Here is a 23,000-nt window from a genome sequence, read left to right on the forward strand (position 1 = left end):
TATAAATGAATATCCGAGTTGGATTTTAGTTGACGAAACACTATCAATAAAACAAAAAGGCAAATTTTTATATGAAGAATGAAAATTATAGTACTTTTAAAAATTTAATTAAAATAATTAAATTTATTTATAAAACTACTCCTATTTTATTTGTTATTAATATCGTTTTTTATATTATGCTAGCTTTTACTCCGCTATTAAATTTAGCTATTATGAAAGAAGTAGTAAATTTAGTTGTCGATATTATCCAAAATAAAGGATCGATATCAAAAGGTATTTTGTTGTTAATAATTCAGGCTCTAATATCTATATTAACTTGGTCTGCAGAATCAGTTCACAAATTAATTGAAATTAAAATGAAACAAAAAATCGATTTTTCTCTTCAAAAAATAATAATACAAAAAGCAAATAGCTTACCGCTTGTTTTTTTTGATGACCATGAATCCTATAATAAAGTTGAACGTGCATCAACTGCTGGAGAAAGAGCTACAAGCATTCTAGCTGCTATTCTAGAGATATTTAAAAATTTAATCACTTTGACAGGTTATCTTGTTATGCTTTACAGCCTTCATTGGATATTACCAGTAAGTATTATATTACTGATTTTCCTTCCACTCTGGGTTAATATTAGAATTGGGCAACAGAAATATAATCAGGCATATGAACAAACACCTACACAAAGAAGAATAAGTTATTTATACAATCTTCTTATTGGTAAACATGCTGCAAAAGAATTAAGATTATCGAAACATGATGAATATTTGAGTTCGTTGTGGGAAAAGTTACTTTGGAAAAATAATACAGAGCAATTTAATTTAGAAAAGAAAGCTGTTAAATCTAATTTAGGGGTATATAGTGTAAAGGATATATCTAATCTGATTTTTTTAAGCAGTATATTATATATATCTAGTAATGGCCGATTAACTATGGGGGATTATTTTATATTTTCGCAGGGTATTACTTTCTCATTATCAATGATTGGTGAAGTTGCCCAAGGGATTTCTAGTATTTTTGAAGGGGCTATATATATTAATGATTACTATGATTTTATTAATCAAGAGGATGAGAAATTGAGTGCTTACTTAGATAATCCTTTAATTTTCCAGAAAGAAATAAAGGTAGAAAATTTATCATTCCAATATCCACATAGTAATCGAAAGACATTAAATAATATTTCATTTGAAATAAAGTGTGGAGAAAAGATAGCAATTGTAGGTAAGAATGGAGCTGGAAAAAGTACTTTAATAAATTGTATTATAGGTCTTTATAATACTACTGAAGGAAAAATATTCTATGATGGGGTACATATTAATCAGATTAACCCTTTAAATTTAAGGAAGAAAATAAGTGCTATTTTTCAAGATTTTGTACGATACCAGTTATCTATAAGAAAAAATATATGTATTAGTGATATTAAAAATATTGATAATGATGATAAAATCAATAGAGTAGTTAAGGAAACAGATATTGATTCGTTAATAGAAAAATTAATTCACGGTTATGAAACTGAATTAGGGACTGCCTATTCAGGGGGCCAAGAGTTATCTGGAGGTCAGTGGCAAAAGATTGGTTTAACAAGAGCATTGTTTAAAGACTCTGAGATTATTATTTTAGACGAACCTACTGCAGCTCTAGATCCAATTGCTGAATCAGATATTTTGAGTAAGTTTATTAAATCTACAAAAGATAAAACTTCTATATTCATTACTCATAGATTAGGGATTTGTAAAGAGGTAGACCGAATTATAGTTTTAGATAATGGGAGACTTATAGAACAAGGTAATCATAGTGAGTTAATGGCGTTAAGAGGGGAATATGCTAGTATGTTTAAATCACAAAGTGATTGGTATAACTAGCTATAAATTTTGGGGAAGTATGTCAAAAAGGCAATGACTAGATAGTTGGCATGAATGCCTCTATATTTTTATTCCTACATAATTTAGGTATGAAAATTTGTCTTACTTAGTATCTCATTTATAATCTTTAATCCTTTTAAATGTTCATTTATGATAAAAAATAGTAATTATGTTTAAACTCCTAAAGTAAAACTTGCAGTTGTTGAACAGTATCATTCGATCCTTCAACGACTGCGTTTTATTAGAGATACTTCCATTTTATTGACAGAAGCCTGTTGTTACTCAGCACTTGCTGAAATTTCTTCAATTTTCTCTGTAATGATATAACTAATTTTGTAATAGAATTGAAAGCATTTCTTGTATCATAAATTTCAGAAACCCAATCTTGTACAGAAGTTAAGCTATAGCAGCTGAAACACCCGTGTATCAGTTAATATAAGAGCATTATATAGTACCCAACTACTTTAGCATGCGCATTTCAACAAGAAGAGCATGGGAATGTCTTTTTAACTGAAACACCATGGCATTTGAACTTTCTACTATTTTAAATACGTATTGTAAGTCGGCAAATAACTTATTTGAGCTAAAGCAGATGGTAAATACATACATGGAGTACTACAATATATCACGTTAGTAATGGAATTTGAAAAAGGTGGCTCCGACAAAATGGCGGAACCATCTAATAGTAGCTTAGCTTGCAAAGATACTTTTATTATTCTGTCCGTTAAATAGGGTTCAATTTAATGAGAAAGCAGAAAATTCTTTTTGTTTCATTCATCAAAGTATAAATTGCAGTAGTAACGACTGTAGCTGCTGAGCATTATTGTTTAATTCCTCGGCTACCTCATTCACCTGTTGCATAGTTGTAGCTTGCTCTTCTACTGCTTCAGCAATGATTTGTGAGTTGTTCGCTGAAATACTCGCACCATTTGCAATTTCAGTTACAGAGGCAGCGACTTCTTTCGCACTTGCTGAAATTTGTTCAGAGGTGGCCGATATATCTTCAACTTGGTCAGTAAATGCTTGCACTGACTTCGTAATGGATTCAAAAGCATCTCCAGCCTCATGAATTTTGGCTACACCATCCTTTACAGAAGCTAAACCATTATTTACTGATGCTGCAACATTTTGTGTATCTGTTAGAATTTCTCTTGTAATAGCAACGATTTGATTGGCAGATTGATTCGATTCCTCAGCAAGTTTTCGTACCTCATCCGCTACGACTGCAAAGCCTTTCCCATGTTCTCCTGCTCTTGCTGCTTCAATAGCTGCATTTAGTGCCAGTAAATTTGTTTGTTCTGAAATTGCTGTAATCACTGTTGTAATTTGCCCAATTTCTTCTGATTGCTTACTTAGTTTTTGCGTTAATGTTGCAATATCAGAAGTTGCTAGTGCGATCATATTCATCTGTTCTTTTGCTGTTGCAATCGTTGCACCACCTGTATGGGCAAGCTGAGTCAGATTTTCTGCATTGTGATGAAGACTTTGAGTAGCCTCTGCAATGCGTTGGACACCTGATGCAGTTTCATCCATTGCCACAGCACTTTGCTGAGAGGCACTAGCAGAAGAAGAGATATGTGTTACATTATTTTGAATTCGTTGAGCAATATTATCGGAAGTTGCAGTTACTTCTTCAGTGCTAGCAGAAAGCTCTTCTGAAACAGCCGATAAATGGGATGCACTATCTTGAATGTTAGTCATTAAACCAGCTAGATTTTGTTTTAATGTATTGACTGCATTGGCAAGTGTACCGATCTCATCTTTTGATTGATGGTCAAGCTCAGCAATTGTTAAATCACCTTGTGCTAATGTATCTGCTGCTCCAATAACCTTGCGTAGGGGCAGGACAATGGAGGCTTTGACCATATGCATAAAATATAAACCAATAATAATACTTGCAAGGAGAAGGCTAATAGCAATGATAATAGCGCGTGAAACGGTTTGATTAACAGATTGGTCAACATTTTGAAGCTGTTCATCGTGATAAGCTAATAATTCAGTTGTTAACTTAAAAATGTCCTTATTGTATTTTGTAACATCATTATTGATGATTGAGAGTGCTAGATCCGTGTTGCCACTATTAAACGCATGTAAAGCCTTCTGTGAATTTGACAGTAACTCTTTTTGCAATTCCGTGATTTGCTGCATAATATTTTTTGTATAATCTGATCGAACAATAGTAGAAAGTTCATGAACTGTTTCAGGTAACAACTTTTCATAGCGATCTAAATTGGCCTTAGCTGTTTCGTCCTTCTTATTTAAAATATAGGAGCGTAAAAATAAACCTTGAGAAGCAAGTTGTTGTTGGATTTTATCTGTTAATTGGATTTGCACCATCCGATGCTTTAATACTTCTTCTAAATCATTCTGAGTTGTTTTAAATTGAATAAATGATACGATGCTTGAGATAAAAAGTAAACATGTTAAGGAAATGAATCCTATATTTAATTTTTTGCGAACGGACATAAACTTCCTACTTTCTTTTATTATATGGAAAAAATTGATGTTCTGAAATTACTATAACTTGATATATTTACATGGTCAATAGTCAAGGAATTTTCAATCGTAGGAAATCTTATTCTCCAATAAGTTTTTATAGAAGGATAATATACCTACTTTTGATTCCTCTGATAAAATAGGAATTTCAACTTTTTTCGTCAGAATTGATTGACAATAGTATTGGATTGGCATAGAATTAAGGCTAACTTTTTGTTCGGTCAAGGTAGAAGATCTCGGGAGCGAGGTCAGCCACAGAACAGATGAGCTGAGTTTAGATGAGAATAGCTGAGAAATTGTTGAATAAGAGTAGTAGCCTAAGTGTGTAATAAAGAGAGTCAGTGGCTGGTGTAAACTGATTTACAGCTTATGTGAATGGACTTATGAGAGTCGCTTATAAAAAAGCGAACGTGATTCCCCACGTTATAGGGGTGCTTTCAAGGTATGGTTTACCATAGCCATGATGTAAAGCACAAAAGTGAGAGCATATGCTCTAATATGAGGTGGCAACGCGGTCATAATCGTCCTCTGCAATTAGGAATAATCCTTTTTGCAGAGGGCTTTTTTATTTTCATTCAGCATTCGTCTAGACATTAGCTAAAGGAATCTTTGAAAAAGGAGCAAAATAGCTATGCAAATAACGAGTTCAAGAACAAAAATGAAAACGATCAATGGCGATTCTTTAACACCTATTTTGATTTTTAGGCGTTTACAGGGAAAACATAAATTTTTATTGGAAAGTTCTACCCAACACGAAGGAGCTGGAAGATTTTCCTTCATTGGTGCTAATCCACGAAAAACATATAAAGGTGTGGGCCAAGAAATCCAAGAGGTTTCCTATAAAACAGGAAAAACATACGTGCATCAAGGGGAACTTATTGTTCTTCTTAAACGCCTCATGCCACGTATTTCCAATACGACGCAATTTCCATTTTCAGGAGGTGCCGTTGGATATATAGGCTTTGGCGGTACAACGATGTTCGTAGATAAAAAAATAGAACTGCCTGATGCTTATTTTCATGTCTATGAAACGATTATTGTCTTCGATCATCAAACAGATGAAGTGACATTGATTCATACAAATATAGATGCAGAAAAGCAGGAACCTGATTTGGAAGAATTGGCTCAACAAATAGTAAACGGGCATATCAGTGACGAAGCATCTTATCGTTATCAACCGCTTGATACTACAACAAACCAATCATTTGCAACGGTTTTACAGACAATGCAAGCCAACTTACATGATGACATAACAAGGGTAGTTTTGCCGAACCGCAATGTAGCCAATTTTCAAGGTGATACGTTGGCTTTGTATCGACAGCTACGTAAAAAAAAGCCTGCAGCCTATATGTATTATATTGAATTTGAGGATCATGTTGTGTTAGGTACTTCTCCTGAAAGTCTAATCCGAGTAAAAGGTGAAAGCGTTATTGCGACTCCTACAGAGGGAACATATCCGCGAGGGGAAACAAAAAATGAAGAACTAGAAAATGAACGTAAATTATACAACCATGAAAGCATTAGGCAATCACATGCACTTCTTGTTAGGGCTATTCAGCAAGAATTACAGTCGGTTTGTTTCCGAGATTCTGTTCAGGTCATGGAGGCTATGCGTATCCAGCGGTCCAAAAAGGCACTGCACATGACGACTAGGGTAGAAGGAAAGCTTTTACCAATGCTTCATGCCCTGGATGTTTTAGCAGCAACCATATCCCCGCTTTCAGCAACGGAGCTTCCGCATGCAGCTGGTTATTTTGGTGCTCTCGGCTTTATTGGATTTAATGGCCATTTGGATTTTGCCTTAACAGGTCAATCTATTGTAGTTAAACAGGATACCATGCATTTGCAAGCAACAATAACTGTTACCAAATATACAAATGTGCAAAACGTTTTACATCAAGTGCAAGAGGAAGAACAGGCATTTTTACAGTTACTGGTGAGCAATGGGGGGCAAAACTAATGGAACGATTACAAGGGAAAGTACTGCAGGGAACACATCTCATGTACGAAGAAATGCTACAGGCAGCGCAATGGTTATTTCGGGATGATACTCCTAAAGAAGAAATAGCAAGCTTTTTAACAGCTTTAGCTGCGAAGGGAGAAACTGCACATGAAGTAGCCGCATTAGCAACTATTATGCGATCTTTTGCTCTTGATATAGCCGTAAAAGAAGGTAGCTATATGGATAATTGCGGTACAGGTGGAGATGGTCTTCATACTTTTAATATCAGTACAGCTTCTGCTTTCGTGTTAGCTGGGGCAGGTGTCAAAATTGCCAAGCATGGGAACCGTAAAATTTCTTCCTCCTCTGGTAGCTCAGATGTGCTAGAGGCACTAGGTATTCATACAGCTATTTCCATCCCACAAACAGCCCATTTGCTCGAGCGAGAGGGAATCGCTTTTATTTATGCACCGAATGTTCATCCGAAATTAAAGAGAATTGGTGAAGTTCGCCGTTCATTAGGAAAACCGACAATCTTTAATCTTGTTGGTCCTTTAACAAATCCGGTCCCATTATCCACACAATTTACAGGCATTAATCGACCGAATTTTGTCATGGAATATGCCTCAGTCTTACAAATGCTTGGACGTGAGCGGGCCATTGTCGTCTCAGGACCACAAGGCTTAGACGAGGCTTCATTAGCAGGTCAAAATACATTGGTTTTAGTAGATAAAGGAGATCTAATTCCCTTTTCCCTAACCGCAGAAGATGTCGGTCTTCAAATGGCCCCTTTAAAGGCCATCCGTGGTGGCAATGCAGATGAAAATGCGGTGATTATGCAAAAAATATTGGCTGGGGAACGGAGTCCTTATTTAGATACAGTAGTATTAAATGCTGGCATCGGCTTATTTGGCTATGGTCAAGCGGAAACCATCAAAGAGGGTGTAGCTATGGCAAAGGAAAGTATTTTTAGCGGTAGAGCACAACAAAAATTAGAGGCGGTTGTAACATATAGCATGCAAATTAAAGAAGTGGAGGTAGGGTAATGAATATACTCAATAAAATATTACTGCAAAAAAAGATTGAGGTAGGTGCATTATTAGAGCAGCCAGATCCTTTAGCAAACTTTACAGAAACGCCACGTCGCTCGTTCATTGAATCATTGTGTCAAGCTCATACACTGCAAGTCATCGCGGAAATGAAGCGTGCTTCCCCTTCAAAAGGGTTAATAGCTGGCGGAGCAGACCCAGTTGCTCAAGCAAAAGTCTATGCACTAGCAGGAGCAGCAGCTATTTCGGTCTTAACAGACAAGGAATTTTTTAAAGGCTCCTTTGAAGATTTAGCAGCAGTTGCTGCTGCTGTAGATACCCCACTTCTTTGTAAGGATTTTATGATTGATCGAGTGCAGATTCGATTTGCCAAGGCGGCAGGTGCATCCATTATTTTATTAATTGTGGCAGCCTTAACAGACGATGCCTTACGTGATTTATATAGCTATGCAACGGGCTTAGGCCTAGAGGTTTTAGTGGAAGTACACGATTGTGAAGAGCTTGAACGCGCTCTTGCGGTAGATGCAAAGTTAATTGGCGTTAATAATCGTGATTTACGTACCTTTGAAGTAAGCCTAGAGCGTACCAGAGAAATTGCTAATGTGTTTCCATTTGATGAGAATCGAGTATTAATTAGTGAGAGCGGCATATGGACGCAGGACGATGCGAAGCTAGTAGCCTCGATGGGGGCTAGTGGTGTCCTGGTAGGTGAAGCTTTGATGAGGAGTGGAGATGCGGGGCAAGCACTACGAGATTTGCAAGTAAGTAAAGAGGGGGCATCGGTATGACAAAGGTCAAAATTTGTGGTCTACAGGAGCAAGAACATGTCAAAACAGCTGTTCATGCTGGTGCAGATGCTATAGGGTTTGTTTTTGCACCGAGTAAACGCCGTGTATCCATTGAGCAAGCCCAACAGTTAGCGAAGCATGTACCACAAGGTGTTTTAAAAATAGGTGTCTTTGTGAATCCAACGTCAGCCGAATTAAAGGAAGCAGTAGAGCGAGTGCCCTTAGATTATGTGCAATATCATGGGGAGGAAACGCCAGCATTTATTCAGGAGCAAGGTTATCCCGCCATAAAGGCATTATCGATACGAGAAAAAGAGGATGTTCAAGCGGCTGCCGACTATCAGGTAGATTATTATTTATTTGACGCGCCTGGTACAGAGTTTAAAGGCGGGAGTGGTCACACTTTTGATTGGACACTCCTTGAGCAAGTAGGGATTCCCAAAGAAAAATTACTATTAGCGGGTGGTCTCAATGTAGACAATATTGAAGCGGCTATTACGGATGTAGGGCCTTTTATGGTGGATGTTTCAAGTGGTGTAGAAACAGATGGAAGCAAGGATTCTACCAAAATACAAGCTTTTTTACAGGCAGTAAAGAGGGGGAGCAGATGATGGGAATATCAATAGCAAATAGTGTACCGACAAAAGAAGGGCGTTTTGGACAATTTGGTGGTCGGTTTGTGCCAGAAACATTAATGACAGCCTTGCTTGAATTAGAAGCTGCTTATGAGCAAGCATTACTAGACCCTGCATTTACAGAGGAGCTGTCCTATTATTTAGAAGACTATGTTGGCCGCGAAACACCGCTCTATTACGCAGAAAATTTAACGAAGGCGCTAGATGGAGCAAAGATTTATTTAAAGCGTGAAGATTTAAACCATACAGGTGCACATAAAATTAATAATGCGATTGGGCAAGCACTTCTAGCCAAACGCATGGGTAAAAAGAAAATCGTTGCTGAAACAGGAGCTGGTCAGCATGGTGTGGCAACAGCTACTGCATGTGCATTATTAAATCTAGAATGTGTTGTTTTTATGGGAGCAGAAGATATAAAACGTCAGCAGTTAAATGTCTTTCGTATGGAGTTGCTTGGCACAAAGGTTCAATCGGTGGAAAGTGGTTCTAAAACATTAAAGGATGCTGTGAACGCTGCCCTACGTTACTGGGTGACAAATGTTGAGGATACACACTATATTTTAGGCTCTGCCTTAGGTCCTCACCCATTCCCAAAAATTGTTCGGGACTTTCAGCGTGTCATTGGAGTAGAAACAAGAAGGCAAATCGTGCAAAAAGAGGGGCGTTTACCTGATGCAGTTGTTGCCTGTATTGGAGGTGGCAGTAATGCAATCGGTATGTTTCACCCATTCGTTGATGATGAATCAGTTGCCTTATACGGTGTTGAAGCAGCAGGAAGTGGTCTTGAAACTGGGAAGCATGCTGCGGCCATCGCAGGTGGAAAATTAGGTGTATTACATGGCGCCTACATGTATTTATTACAGGATGAAAACGGCTTTGTCCAAGAAGCACATTCTATTTCAGCTGGGTTAGATTATCCAGGGAAAGGACCAGAGCATTGTTATTTACATGATATTGGTCGAGCTCAATTTGACTCCATCACAGATGCTGAAGCACTGGAGGCACTACAATTATTAAGCCGAACAGAAGGGATACTGCCTGCACTTGAAAGTTCTCATGCTATTGCTTATACGGCAAAACTTGCAAAGACCATGGCAAAAGATCAGATCATTGTTGTGTGCTTATCTGGTCGAGGAGATAAAGATGTTCACACAGTTCGAGCAGCACTAGGGGGGATGTAAAATGACAACTTTACAGCAAGCGATCGATCAGGCAAAAGCTGAAGGTCATAAAGCTTTTATACCTTATATCATGGCAGGTGACGGAGGGCTAGAGACCATTAAGCCAACTATTTTGAAACTGCAGCAATTAGAGGTAACAGCTATTGAAGTAGGGATTCCTTTTACAGATCCTGTTGCCGATGGTCCAACAATCGAACGAGCAGGAGAACGTGCACTCAAAGCTGGTGTGACATTAAGAAACGTGTTGCAAACACTCTCGTCATTTAGAGATGAAATAACAGTGCCTCTCGTAGTCATGACTTATTTCAATCCAGTTTTAGCATATGGCTTAAAGTCTTTTGCGCAAGCCTGTGTAGCTGGAGGAGTTAAGGGATTAATTGTACCAGATGTCCCATTGGAAGAGAGCGAGTTGTTACGTGATGCATTAAATCCATATGGCATTGATGTGGTACAGCTTATCTCATTGACAAGCCCTACAGAGCGTATAGCACGCATCGCAGCAGCTAGTCAGGGTTTTGTTTATGCAGTGACCGTTAATGGGATCACAGGAGCAAGATCGCGTTTTGCCGATAATTTAGAACAGCATTTTGCAAGCTTACGTCAAGCAAGTCCAATCCCTGTGCTTGCAGGCTTTGGTATTTCAACACCTGAGCAAGTGAAAAAGATGGGGGCTTTGGGAGATGGTGTAATTGTCGGTAGTGCCATTGTGACGGCATTGCATCAAGGAGATTTGGCAACGGTGGAAGCATTAGTAGCCGCCTCGAAAGGTATGTTAGAAAAGTCTACTCTTTAGAAGAGTAGGCTTTTTTGATGATGAAAGAAATGGAAAAGTGACGAATAGAAATTAAAAATCGATGGATAAAACTATCAATCTAACGGATAGTGCGCAACCTATAGAAATTCGGTATAATAGCTTTCGTAAGGAAGTGAGCAGATGATTCTATCGAAAAAAAGATGGCAGGTGGAGCGTCCTGACGCAACACTTGTACAAGCATTACAAAATGACTTACAACTTTCTGCGATTGCAGCAAAAATTTTAGCAGCACGAGGCTGCGAAACAACGGCTGAGGCAGAAAGCTTATTAAATATGACTGAGGCAAATATCCATGACCCATTTCTTATGCATGGTATGGCTGAAGCGGTAGCACGAATTGAACAAGCACTAGAAAATGGTGAGAAAATTTTAGTGTATGGTGATTATGATGCGGATGGTGTGACAAGCACAACCGTTATGTTACATGTTTTACTAGATCTTGGAGCAGACGTCTCCTTTAAAATTCCGAATCGTTTTATCCATGGCTATGGTCCGCATGAAGCCCTATTTCGGGAGGCCTATGAAGATGGTGTACAGTTAATCATTACAGTAGATAATGGTATATCTGGTATTGAGCCTATTCGAGTAGCAAAGGAGCTTGGTATGGATGTCATTGTGACAGATCACCATGAGCCAGGTGAGGAGCTACCACCAGCAGATATTATTCTTCATCCCCGAATACCAGAAGGGCAATATCCATTTGGCGAGCTAGCAGGAGTAGGGGTAGCCTTTAAGCTGGCACATGCTCTTTATGGTGAACTACCAAGCCATCTAATAGAATTTGTGGCGATTGGCACTGTAGCAGATTTGGTTCCGTTGGTGGATGAAAATCGCTATCTCGTGAAGAGGGGCATACAAGAAATGCGTCGTTCCCTTAGTCCATGGGTACAAGCGATGTGTGACATAGCCAGTACAGAGCAGATGAAAATTACAGAAGAAACGATTGGCTTTTATTTTGGTCCACGATTGAATGCTGTTGGTCGTCTAGGTGAAGCAGCTCCTGGTGTCGAATTATTAATGGCGGAGGATAATGCTAAAGCAACCGCATTGGCAAAAAAGCTAAATGCCTGCAATACCGAGCGCAAAGATATTGTGAAAAGTATTACAGATGAAGCCATCGCACTGATTGAAGCAGATGAAAAAATCGGCAATTCCTTAGTTCTTGTTGTTGCTGGCGAGGGCTGGAACGCAGGTGTTGTAGGAATTGTAGCCTCACGTCTCGTTGAACTGTATTACCGTCCAACGATTGTGCTGTCACTCGATCCCGAAAAGGGCATAGCAAAAGGTTCTGCTCGAAGTATTGAAGGTTTTCATCTATATAATGAACTAGCTAAAAATCGAGATATTTTACCGCATTTTGGTGGACATCCTATGGCTGCAGGTATGACCTTATCATTAGAGCATGTGGATGAACTACGTACTCGCTTAGATGCTCAGGCAAGAGCCTGTTTAACAGAGGAGCAATTAACACCTGTAGTGCATATTGATATACCGCTCAGCATTGACGAAATTTCAGCGGATGCTATTGAGGAAATTTCAACACTAGGACCATTTGGCACAGATTTCCCTAAGCCTGTGTATGTGCTAGAGGATGTAGAAATCGCCTCCATGCGTAAAATTGGAGCGGGCGAGAATCATATTAAAATGGAAATAACAAACGGCTATGATAAATTGGATAGTGTTGGTTTTAACAAAGGGCATTTACATGATGAATTAACGTATGGCATCAAAGTTTCCTTTATAGGCGATTTGCAAATTAACGAATGGCAGGGACGTAAAAAAGCCCAATTTATGATCGAGGATGTCCAAACTACAGAATGGCAGTTATTTGATATTCGTGGTATCCGTCAAACAGCTCGATGGCTGAATACGGTACCGAAGGACGTGGCCCGGTTTATCGCCTTTCGTCCAGAAACGATGACCTATTATCAATCATTAATCGGTGCACCTATTACACTGGTTGACCCAGCCCTTTCAAATATTGAACAAAGTGATTACATCGTGCTATTAGACTTGCCACACAATGTTCAAAAGCTAGAGGACGTTTTACAGAAGACAGCCCCTTCACGTATTTATGCTCATTTTTATATGCCTGACTCGCAATACTTCAGTGGTCTACCTACTCGTGAGCAATTTGCTTGGTATTATAAGTTCTTGAAAAATCGACCAGCCTTTCCGCTTGATATGCATATCGCAGATTTAGCGAAGCATACGGGGTGGCCATTAGATACACTAAAATTTATGACACAGGTGTTTTTTGAGCTTGATTTTGTTAAAATGGAGAGTGGACTGACGACTGTCAACGTGAATGCTCCAAAACAAGCACTAACAGAGGCACCGTCTTACAAACAACGTTCAGAACAGATTGAAATGGAGCAAAAGCTTGTCTATGCTCCTTATATAGAATTAAAACAATGGTTTGATGAACGTTTAACATCAGCGGACGAATAACGTTTCGTAGGAGGAGCAATAACATGGATTTAAAGCAATACGTTACAACGGTTGAAAATTGGCCGAAAGAGGGCATTACCTTCAGAGATATTACAACAATTATGGATAATGGTCCTGCATACAAATATGCAACAGACCAAATCGTAGAATATGCAAAAGAAGTGGGCGCTGAAATTATTGTTGGCCCTGAGGCACGTGGTTTTATTATCGGTTGTCCAGTTGCCTATGCACTTGAAATCGGCTTTGCCCCTGTTCGTAAACCTGGTAAATTACCACGTGAGGTAATTAGTGCAGACTACGGTCTTGAATATGGTAAAGATACGTTAACAATGCATCATGATGCAATTAAGCCTGGTCAAAAAGTTTTAATCTGTGACGATTTACTAGCGACTGGTGGTACAGTTGAAGCAACGGTTCGTTTAGTAGAACAATTAGGTGGTCAGGTAGTAGGCTGTGCATTCCTGATTGAACTTCTAGAATTAAATGGTCGCGAAAAGCTTGGCGATTTAAATATTAAAACACTTATTCAATATTAAGAGCATGGCAAAAAGCGCCCTATACTGTGGGCGCTTTTTTTATACTTCGTCATAGGCTTGAATAATTTTTTGCATTGTTCGCAAGGTATCGTAGAAATCTGCGTATTTTTCGGTTCCAATATCCTCGATAATTCTATCTTGAATGCCTTGCCAAATAGGTGCTGCTTCATGCAGCTTTTCTAAACCTTTTTCAGTGAGCGTTATTTTTTTGGTACGAGCATCATTGATATCTCGCTTTAACTCAACATAGCCATGTTGCTTTAATAGATTAATATTACGTGTTATAGTGGTTTGATCCAGTTGTAAAATTTCACCTAAACGGCTGATTGAGACAGCTTGTTGAAGGTCGATATGTGCAAGCATTGAATATTGTGTAACTTTTAAACCTGTAGGCTGTAGCAGCTTATCATATAATTGTGTGACAACCCTTGTTTTTTTTCTAAGGTTTGCACAAACACAAATTTGTGTATAATCAATATTTTTAAGTTGATTCTTCATCGACAGTACTCCTTTAAGGGGATTCTACTAATTATAAGTATACACCCAATAACTAGAAATTACTTCTTGACAGCTTTATGAACGATTACTATGATTATACATGTATATACATATAAATGAAATAAGCGGACTTAAACATGTATATACATGTTTTGTAGTCTATCAAAGAAAAGAAGGTGTTGAGGTGAAGCGTGTTCATTATAGTTGGTTTATTTTAATCGTCACATTTTTCTCGATAATTGTCGCAGGAATTACAATGTCATCATCTGGCGTGTTTATCGACCCTCTTGAAAAAGAATTTCACTGGGATCGTTCAACCATTGCTTTAGCCTTTGCTGTAAGTTTGTTTTTATATGGCATATCTGGACCATTTATGGCTGCATTACTTGAAGTCATTGGCTTAAAGAAAATGATGCTAGGTGCTATGGCAACTTTAGTATTAGGAATGACTTTAACATTTTTGATGAGTGAATCCTGGCAGCTAATCGTTATTTGGGGGGGCATTATTGGTCTTGGAGCAAGTCTTTTTTTAACTGTCCTTAGTCCATATGTTGCGAATCATTGGTTTGTAAAACGCAGAGGATTAGCGGTTGGTATTTTAACGGCAAGTACAGCCACGGGCCAGTTAATTTTATTACCAGTTCTAGCTATCATTATTGAACACTATTCTTGGCGATGGGCTATCACATTAATGCTACTCCTTAGTATCATAATGTTTTTCATGATTGCGCTTTTTATAAAAAATAGACCTCAGGATATGGGGTTAACTCCTTATGGACAAGAGGAGGCTATAGAGGAACAACAAATACAGCAAAAGAAGAATCCAATAGCTATGGCTTTTAAAGGTTTATTTGAGGCGATTAAGGTTAAAGCATTTTGGCTCTTAGCAGGTAGCTTTTTTATTTGTGGGCTATCGACAAGCGGATTAATTGGTACTCATTTTGTTTCTTATTGTATTAGCTTTGGCGTTCCTTTAGTCACTGCCGCATCATTCCTTTCTTTTATGGGCATTTTTAATTTATTAGGTACAACTGCGTCTGGCTGGTTATCTGATCGCTTCGATAATCGGTGGTTATTGTTTTGGTATTACCTGTTAAGAGGCGCATCTCTATTATTGCTCCCTTATGCACTTGCACAAGGATCATTTGTTTTATTAACGATTTTCACGATCTTTTACGGACTAGATTGGATTGCTACAGTGCCACCGACCATCAGTATTACACGACAAATTTTTGGTATGCAAAAAAGCAGTATTATCTATGGGTGGATATTTGCTTCCCATCAAGCAGGAGCGGCGGTTGCTGCGTATGGTGGAGGGTTAATTTATAAATTTTTTAACTCTTATACATGGGCTTTTTTCCTTGCAGGAATGTTTTGTGCAATGGCCAGTTTATTCGTCATCATTGTTAAAAAACAAACACCTCAGCAAGCATAAACAAAAAAAGTTGAACCTCAGTAAGATGAGGTTCAACTTTTTTAATAAAGAATCTTTTGACATAACACAAACAAAAGTTTATAATATAAACAAATATAATAAAAGGTGATGCTATGAATGAAAGAGAACAGGCGGTGCTTGCTTTAATTCGCCAGAATCCGTTTATGTCTCAGCAAGAAATGGCAGATGTAATGAATCTGTCGCGTCCTGTGCTTGCTAATTTAGTGTCTAGTTTAACGAAGCAAGGAAAAATTGTAGGTCGTGCTTATATATTACCCGAAGAAAATGAAATTATTTGCATCGGTGGAGCTAATTTAGACCGCAAATTCCATGTCAAGGGCAATGTTCAATTTGGAACATCTAACCCTGCCAGTTCTTCCTTTAGTGTAGGTGGTGTTGGTCGAAATATTGCTGAAAACTTAGGCAGATTAAACCACCAAGTGACGTTACTGACAACGGCAGGTAAGGATGCTGATTGGCAAGTGATCCAAGAGGCTTCGGAATCCTTTATGAATCTACGTTATGTAGAGCAGCTTGCAGAGGCTTCCACAGGTTCTTATACTGCCATCATGGATGAACAAGGTGAGCTAGCACTAGCTGTAGCAAATATGGAAGTTTACGACCTTCTGTTACCGAGCTTGTTGAAAAAACATGAAACAATGCTTGTAAACGCGGGCTGTTTTATTTTGGATTTAAACTGTCCAAAAGAAACAGTGGCGTATATCCAGCAAGTAGCCCTTGCTCGTGATATTCCACTTGTCATTGTGCCAGTATCTTCGCCAAAAATGAATCGACTACCTGAAACATTACAAGGCGTAACTTGGTTTATTTGTAACACAGATGAAGCGGAAACGATTGTTGGACATAAAATTGAAAACGCTACCCATTATGAAAAAGCTTTACAACAGCTCCTACAATTAGGTGCGGAGCATGTCATTATCACGGCTGGTAGCAAGGGCGTTTATGCAGCATCTACAACGATTGCCCCTTGTCATGTTGCCGCTAAAGTGATTGACAAAATTGAAGATGTGACAGGAGCAGGAGATGCCTTTGTCAGCGCTGTTATTCACAGTTGGCTGACTGGACAATCTTTTGAGACATGTATTGATGCTGGATTAACCAATGCAAAAAATACATTGGCATCTCCTTATACAGTAAGACCTGAATTATCAGTAGATTTGTTGAAAAATGAAATGGAGGAATAACAACATGAAAGAATTCATCGTATTATCAGAAGAAGTAAAAGCAGGACAAGCAAAAGGTCTACCAATCGTTGCGTTAGAATCAACAATTATTTCACACGGTATGCCATACCCACAAAACGTGCAAACTGCGCGTGAAGTTGAGCAAATTATTCGCGATAATGGTGCAGTCCCAGCAACAATTGCATTAATTGATGGGAAAATTAAAATTGGTCTATCAGATGAAGAACTAGAAATGTTCGGTAATGCTCAAGGTGTTGCAAAAGCTTCACGTCGTGACTTAGGCTACTTACTAGCAACGAAAAAATTAGGTGCTACAACAGTTGCAGCGACAATGATCTGTGCAGAGCTTGCAGGTATTGAAATCTTTGTTACAGGTGGTATTGGTGGTGTACACCGTGGTGCGGAAACAACAATGGATGTCTCTGCTGATTTAGAAGAATTAGCACAAACAAATGTTGCCGTTATCTGTGCGGGTGCAAAATCTATTTTAGACATCGGTCTTACATTAGAATATCTTGAAACAAAAGGTGTGCCAGTGGTTGGTTATGGTACGAATGAATTACCAGCATTCTACACACGTCAAAGTGGATTTGATGTAAACTTCCAATTAGATACGCCAGAAGAAATTGCAGCAATGCTATCTGCGAAATGGCAATTAGGCTTAAAAGGTGGCGCTGTCATCGCAAATCCAATTCCTGAGTCTGAAGCATTAGAGCATGCATTTATTACAAACATTATTGAAAAAGCTTTAGTTGAAGCTGAAGAGAATGGCATTCAAGGTAAAAATGTTACACCATTCTTACTTGGCAAAGTTAAAGAATTAACAGAAGGTAAAAGTCTTGATGCCAACATTGCATTAGTGAAAAACAATGCAGTAGTCGGCGCGAAAATTGCTGTAGCTTACAATCAATTACATTAATCAATTTGTCGAAACAAGGACTCTTTGTGACGTGAAGTCGCAGAGGGTCTTTTTTATTAAAAAGAAGAATATTTTTTCCATTTTTCGAACTGTTCACGAGATTAACTAAACTAAATGATACAGTCTCTTTACAATAGACCACAATATTTTATACAATTAAGTTTATATCTAATCTGAAAAATTTGACGAGCAAGGTGGACATGTTATGGCGAAAGAGCAAATTTTGACTCCTGAGGACGTTTTTGAGTTAGTCAAATCCTACATGAATGATGAAAATGTCGCATTCGTGAAAAAAGCATATGAATTAGCAAGGGATGCCCATATTGAGCAATTCCGTAGCTCTGGTGAACCGTATATTATTCACCCAGTACAAGTAGCAGGTATTCTAGCTGAATTACAAATGGACCCAGAAACTGTAGCGGCAGGTTTTTTACATGATGTTGTCGAAGATACGGATTTTACACGGGATGATTTGGTACGTGAATTTGGCGAAGAGGTGGCCGTTCTTGTTGATGGTGTTACCAAACTAGGGAAAATTAAATATTTATCTAAAGAGGCGCAGCAGGCAGAAAATCATCGGAAAATGTTTGTGGCTATGGCGCAAGATATTCGTGTCATCCTCATTAAGCTAGCAGACCGTCTTCATAATATGCGTACGTTAAAGCATTTACCTGCTGAAAAGCAACGACGCATTTCAAAAGAGACGCTCGAGATTTTTGCACCACTTGCTCATCGTCTTGGAATTTCGACTGTAAAATGGGAGCTTGAAGACACAGCACTGCGCTATTTAAACCCACAACAATATTATCGTATTGTCAGTCTGATGAAGAAAAAACGTGATGAACGTGAAGCTTATTTAGAAAATGTGATGGCTGAGATGAAATCACAACTGAATGAGGTTGAAATTGACGCAGATGTCTATGGTCGACCAAAACATATTTACAGTATCTATCGAAAAATGGTGTTACAAAAGAAACAGTTTAATGAAATTTATGATTTATTAGCCATTCGTGTTCTTGTCGATAGTATTAAAGATTGCTATGCCGTATTAGGGATTGTGCATACACTTTGGAAACCAATGCCAGGACGCTTTAAAGACTATATTGCTATGCCAAAACAAAACCTGTACCAGTCCCTACACACGACTGTTATTGGACCATATGGTGATCCGTTGGAGGTACAGATTCGTACAAAGGAAATGCACAAAATTGCAGAGTACGGGATTGCGGCGCACTGGGCATATAAAGAAGGCAAAAACGTTGATCATCAAAAGCAGAATGTTGACCAAAAATTAACGTGGTTCCGTGAAATTTTAGAATTTCAAAATGAATCTTCCAACGCAGAAGAATTTATGGAATCCTTAAAATTTGATTTATTTTCTGATATGGTTTATGTCTTTACACCTGAAGGTGATGTCATTGAATTGCCAGCAGGTTCTGTTCCTATTGATTTTGCCTACCGTGTTCATTCCGAAGTGGGAAATCGTACGATTGGAGCGAAAATCAATGGGAAGATGGTACCGCTTGATACACCATTAAAAACGGGCGATATCATTGAAATTTTAACTTCTAAACAATCCTTTGGTCCGAGTCGCGATTGGCTAAAAATAGCTCAATCCTCGCAGGCGAAGAATAAGATAAAGCAATTCTTTAAACGACACCTGCGTGAAGAAAATATTGTCAAAGGTAAAGAAATGATTGAAAAAGAAATCCGTGCTCAGGATTTCGATTTAAAGGAAACGATGTCCTCCGAAAACCTAAAACGGGTATGCGACAAATTTAACTATACGAATGAAGAAGATTTGTATGCTGCAGTTGGTGTGAATGGGATTACTGCGCAACAGGTCGTAAATCGTTTAGCTGAAAAACGTCGTAAAGAACGTGAGCAGGAAGAAGCACTAGAGAAAATTGAACAAAAAATGAAAAATCCAATTCCACAAAAACGTACGGAATCGGGTGTTATTGTAAAGGGTATTGATAATATGCTCATTCGACTTTCTCGCTGCTGTACGCCCGTTCCTGGTGATGATATTGTAGGTTTTATTACGAAGGGTAGAGGTGTTTCTGTCCATCGTGAGGACTGTCCAAATATTCAAATTGAGGATGAGCAGGAGCGCTTAATTGAAGTAGAATGGGAGCATGGTGTCATTCCTGAGAAAAAGGAATACCCTGTTGATATTGAGGTTTCAGCTTTTGATAGACCTGGCATTTTAAATGAAATCATGCAAATTGTTAGTGAAACGAAAACGAATATTTTAGCAGTAAGTGGTCGTGCTGACCGTGATAAAATGGCAACAATTCATTTAACAATTTCTATTTCGAATATTTCACATTTGCATAAAGTAGTTGAGCGAATTAAACAAACACCTGATATTTATTCGGTGCAACGTGTCATTAACTAATTGATAGGCAATATAGAATTGGGGTTTAGTACATGAAAGTAGTATTACAGCGCAGTAAAGCTGCCTCTGTAACAGTGGACGGAACTGTTACAGGAGCCATTGATCACGGCTATGTTCTTTTAGTGGGAATCACACATGAAGACACACAAGAGGATGTTGCCTATTTAGCAAAAAAAGTAGCCAATTTACGTCTCTGGGAAGATGCAGATGGAAAAATGAATCATTCGATCTTAGAGCATGGGGGCGCTATTTTATCCGTCTCACAATTTACATTGTATGGGGATGCAAAAAAAGGGAATCGTCCAAGTTTTATCAATGCAGCTAGACCAGAAGCAGCTGAGCCACTGTGGGAGGCTTTTAATCAAGCTTTACGCGAGCAGGGCTTACATGTGGAAACAGGTATTTTTGGTGCCATGATGGATGTAGCACTAATTAATGATGGTCCAGTCACAATTCTTCTAGAGTCAAAATAATGGAACATTTCCTATAATTCCTTCATATACTAAAGAGTATGGTTAGTTTTATAGGAAGGAGTGTCTTAAACATGACGCAGACGAGAAGTATAACAAATCCATATTTATACGAAACTCTTAACATGATGATTGGTCAGGCAGTAGTTGTGCAAACAGAAAAAAATATTCAACAAGGTATTTTATTATCCATACTACCTGACCATATGGTTCTTGAGAAAAATCGTACGCCTTTCTTCATTCGGATGGAGGAAATTGTATGGGTTACATTGGAAACTACAAAAAAATGAGAAAATATGAACCTTCAAATCATAATAAATGATAGAAGGTTTTTTTATTTGTTTAGGGCAAATAAAAATACCTAAATAGCAAATTTATTTCGAAGAGATAAAAACTATTAAAACAGTTTCTACTCTTTGAATATTATTTTTTTAAAAAAATATAAACGATATGTAAGAAAGTCCATTTGATTCCTCATGGATAGTTAACCTACGATTTCCATTCTACTTACAACCTTTGATGTCTTTCATCCCAGTAATAAGGGGATCTTTATGAAGTTCATGAATAAAAAGCATTTAAGGACAATCCATACAAACTTTATCATTTCTAACACCGCTGCATATTGCTCCTGCCTTAATAAAAACAATTCGTCATATACGATGAAATTATTATTTTGGAAAACAAAAAATAATGTTGAAAATGCCCATTATTATTTGAGTATGTGTATAAAATTTTCCATGTTTATAGAAGAGGAACAAGAGGTTTAATTAGGAAAGATAGCGTGTGCTTTCAGAAATAATAGAAAATTAATACTTTACAATAAATTTAAACTCATGTATATTTATTTTCAATTAGCGACAAATAGCGACAATATACTGCTAATGTCTAAATCAGAAAAAGGAGCGTGATTTAATGGAAAATGAACAGGGGGTCAAGAAGAAAAGCTGGTTGAAAGTACCTCATACATATACGATTATTTTTGCTATTATTTTTTTAGCAGGTATTGCAAGCTATATTATACCAGCGGGTGAGTTTGAACGTGTAGAGGATGAAGAAGGGCGAATGCTCGTTGTAGATGGAAGCTATCATCATATTGAGAGTGAGCCAGTTTCCTTTTTTGAAATGTTTACAGCGGTTCCAATGGGTCTCGAAAAAGGGGCTCAAATTATTTTCTACATTTTTTTAGTCAGTGGTGTATTTGGTATTATTCGTTCTACAGGTGCTATTGAGGCTGGTGTTTATAAAGGAGTAAAAGCTTTAGAGGGCAAAGAGAAATTACTGATTCCTTTATCGATGATTTTATTCTCTGTTGGTGGTTTTACAATGGGGATGGCGGAAGAAACTATTATTTTCGTACCAATTGGTGTGGCCATTGCACGCGCGATGGGCTTTGATGCTGTAACAGGAACAGCCATGATTACACTTGGTGCCGCCAGTGGATTTTTTGGAGGAATGCTTAATCCCTTTACGGTAGGTGTAGCACAATCATTAGCGGATGTGCCATTATTCTCAGGGATTGGCTTCCGTGCTGTTGTCTATGTTTTTGTATTAGGTTTTGCTATTTTCTATGTATCTCGCTATGCTTTTAAGGTGAAAAAGAATCCTCAAGCAAGCGTTATTTACGATATTGAGCAAAAAGCTAAATCCAATGTTTCAGCGATTGACATCCCTGCATTAACAGGCAAGCATAAATTCGTATTTATTGTCATGGCTTGTGGGATTGGCTTTAATATTTATGGTGTCTTTAACTGGGGCTGGTTCTTAACGCAGCTAACTGCATCCTTTTTAATTATGGGGTTAATTGCAGGATTAATTGGTGGTTTAAAACCTGCTACTATCTTTGATTCCTTTATTGAGGGAGCCAAGGCAGTAACATTTGGTGCTTTAATTGTAGGTTTTGCCCGTGCTATTACAGTTGTTTTAGAGCAGGGGAAAATTATTGATACAATCGTTTATGCAGCATCAGAAACAATTGGACATTTGCCACATGCTATCAGTGCAATCGGCATGTTATTTATCCAAGCTCTTTTGAATTTATTTATTTCATCTGGTAGTGGACAGGCAGCTGCAACAATGCCGATTATGATTCCAATCACTGATTTACTAGGATTAGAGCGACAAGTGGCTGTTTTAGCCTTCCAATATGGGGATTCCTTAACGAACTCTATTATTCCTACTTCGTCTGCATTAATGGCGTATTTAGCTGTTGCAGGTATCCCATATGAAAAGTGGATTAAGTTTATCTGGAAGATGATTCTTGGGTGGGCATTGATTGCCTGTCTGGCGCTAATTGCTGCGGTAGCATTAGGAATATCTTAAATATA

Annotated in this window: 18 protein-coding genes and 1 other annotated feature; of the genes, 16 read left to right on the forward strand and 2 right to left on the reverse strand. The window is 38.1% G+C overall.

Going from position 1 to position 23,000, the window contains the following annotated elements; translation table 11 throughout:
- The first annotated feature begins 71 nt into the window (after positions 1–71).
- Entirely contained in the window at positions 72–1,856 is a 1,785-nt protein-coding gene (locus tag VK91_RS07985; protein ID WP_053075691.1) for an ABC transporter ATP-binding protein, read from the forward strand.
- A gap of 777 nt (positions 1,857–2,633) precedes the next feature.
- On the opposite strand, the gene VK91_RS07990 is transcribed toward VK91_RS07985, so the two are convergent.
- The gene (locus tag VK91_RS07990) at positions 2,634–4,322 is read right to left on the reverse strand and encodes a methyl-accepting chemotaxis protein (RefSeq protein ID WP_048392102.1); all 1,689 of its coding nucleotides are present in this window, start codon (positions 4,320–4,322) and stop codon (positions 2,634–2,636) included.
- A 320-nt stretch (positions 4,323–4,642) separates the two neighbouring features.
- Positions 4,643–4,884: a binding site (T-box leader), on the forward strand.
- A 99-nt stretch (positions 4,885–4,983) separates the two neighbouring features.
- Here VK91_RS07990 and VK91_RS07995 point away from each other — a divergent pair.
- The 8 genes from VK91_RS07995 to VK91_RS08030 all read left to right on the forward strand — a co-directional run bounded on the left by VK91_RS07995 (position 4,984) and on the right by VK91_RS08030 (position 13,748).
- Entirely contained in the window at positions 4,984–6,312 is a 1,329-nt protein-coding gene (locus VK91_RS07995; RefSeq protein ID WP_048392103.1) for a chorismate-binding protein, read from the forward strand.
- On the forward strand, positions 6,312–7,340 hold the full coding sequence (gene trpD / locus VK91_RS08000) for an anthranilate phosphoribosyltransferase (protein ID WP_048392104.1): 1,029 nt from the start codon (positions 6,312–6,314) through the stop codon (positions 7,338–7,340). The genes VK91_RS07995 and trpD overlap by 1 nt, the downstream gene beginning before the upstream one ends.
- On the forward strand, positions 7,340–8,131 hold the full coding sequence (trpC, locus tag VK91_RS08005; RefSeq protein ID WP_048392105.1) for an indole-3-glycerol phosphate synthase TrpC: 792 nt from the start codon (positions 7,340–7,342) through the stop codon (positions 8,129–8,131). Before trpD ends, trpC begins: the two co-directional genes overlap by 1 nt.
- On the forward strand, positions 8,128–8,742 hold the full coding sequence (locus VK91_RS08010; RefSeq protein ID WP_048392106.1) for a phosphoribosylanthranilate isomerase: 615 nt from the start codon (positions 8,128–8,130) through the stop codon (positions 8,740–8,742). Before trpC ends, VK91_RS08010 begins: the two co-directional genes overlap by 4 nt.
- Complete coding sequence (gene trpB / locus VK91_RS08015; RefSeq protein WP_048392107.1) at positions 8,742–9,947, forward strand: tryptophan synthase subunit beta; 1,206 nt, start codon at positions 8,742–8,744, stop codon at positions 9,945–9,947. Before VK91_RS08010 ends, trpB begins: the two co-directional genes overlap by 1 nt.
- 1 nt (position 9,948) lies before the next feature.
- Complete coding sequence (gene trpA, locus VK91_RS08020; protein ID WP_048392108.1) at positions 9,949–10,740, forward strand: tryptophan synthase subunit alpha; 792 nt, start codon at positions 9,949–9,951, stop codon at positions 10,738–10,740.
- 141 nt (positions 10,741–10,881) lie between these two features.
- Positions 10,882–13,212: a single-stranded-DNA-specific exonuclease RecJ gene (gene recJ / locus VK91_RS08025; RefSeq protein ID WP_048392109.1), complete on the forward strand. Its 2,331-nt coding sequence runs from the start codon at positions 10,882–10,884 to the stop codon at positions 13,210–13,212.
- Between the two features lie 23 nt (positions 13,213–13,235).
- The gene (locus VK91_RS08030) at positions 13,236–13,748 is read left to right on the forward strand and encodes an adenine phosphoribosyltransferase (protein WP_004226730.1); all 513 of its coding nucleotides are present in this window, start codon (positions 13,236–13,238) and stop codon (positions 13,746–13,748) included.
- A 39-nt stretch (positions 13,749–13,787) separates the two neighbouring features.
- Here the strand turns inward: VK91_RS08030 and VK91_RS08035 are convergent, their stop codons facing one another.
- Complete coding sequence (locus VK91_RS08035) at positions 13,788–14,246, reverse strand: MarR family winged helix-turn-helix transcriptional regulator (RefSeq protein WP_048392110.1); 459 nt, start codon at positions 14,244–14,246, stop codon at positions 13,788–13,790.
- A 184-nt stretch (positions 14,247–14,430) separates the two neighbouring features.
- On the opposite strand from VK91_RS08035, the gene VK91_RS08040 reads away from it, so the two are divergent.
- From VK91_RS08040 to VK91_RS08075, 7 genes are all read left to right on the forward strand, one after another.
- Positions 14,431–15,681 carry an MFS transporter gene (locus VK91_RS08040; protein ID WP_048392111.1) on the forward strand — a complete coding sequence of 417 codons (1,251 nt, stop codon included), beginning with the start codon at positions 14,431–14,433 and terminating at the stop codon, positions 15,679–15,681.
- A 113-nt stretch (positions 15,682–15,794) separates the two neighbouring features.
- On the forward strand, positions 15,795–16,886 hold the full coding sequence (locus tag VK91_RS08045) for a carbohydrate kinase (protein WP_048392112.1): 1,092 nt from the start codon (positions 15,795–15,797) through the stop codon (positions 16,884–16,886).
- Between the two features lie 4 nt (positions 16,887–16,890).
- Positions 16,891–17,805, forward strand: coding sequence for a pseudouridine-5'-phosphate glycosidase (locus VK91_RS08050; RefSeq protein WP_048392113.1), 915 nt, complete (start codon positions 16,891–16,893; stop codon positions 17,803–17,805).
- A 205-nt stretch (positions 17,806–18,010) separates the two neighbouring features.
- Positions 18,011–20,206, forward strand: a complete 2,196-nt coding sequence (locus tag VK91_RS08055; protein ID WP_048392114.1) for a bifunctional (p)ppGpp synthetase/guanosine-3',5'-bis(diphosphate) 3'-pyrophosphohydrolase — start codon at positions 18,011–18,013, stop codon at positions 20,204–20,206.
- A gap of 32 nt (positions 20,207–20,238) precedes the next feature.
- Entirely contained in the window at positions 20,239–20,679 is a 441-nt protein-coding gene (gene dtd / locus VK91_RS08060; protein WP_048392115.1) for a D-aminoacyl-tRNA deacylase, read from the forward strand.
- 71 nt (positions 20,680–20,750) lie between these two features.
- On the forward strand, positions 20,751–20,966 hold the full coding sequence (locus VK91_RS08065) for a DUF2642 domain-containing protein (protein ID WP_048392116.1): 216 nt from the start codon (positions 20,751–20,753) through the stop codon (positions 20,964–20,966).
- A gap of 622 nt (positions 20,967–21,588) precedes the next feature.
- The gene (locus VK91_RS08075) at positions 21,589–22,995 is read left to right on the forward strand and encodes a YfcC family protein (protein ID WP_048392118.1); all 1,407 of its coding nucleotides are present in this window, start codon (positions 21,589–21,591) and stop codon (positions 22,993–22,995) included.
- Positions 22,996–23,000 lie beyond the last annotated feature (5 nt).

This window comes from Lysinibacillus sp. LK3 (genome assembly GCF_001043675.1).
Lineage (GTDB): Bacteria > Bacillota > Bacilli > Bacillales_A > Planococcaceae > Lysinibacillus > Lysinibacillus capsici.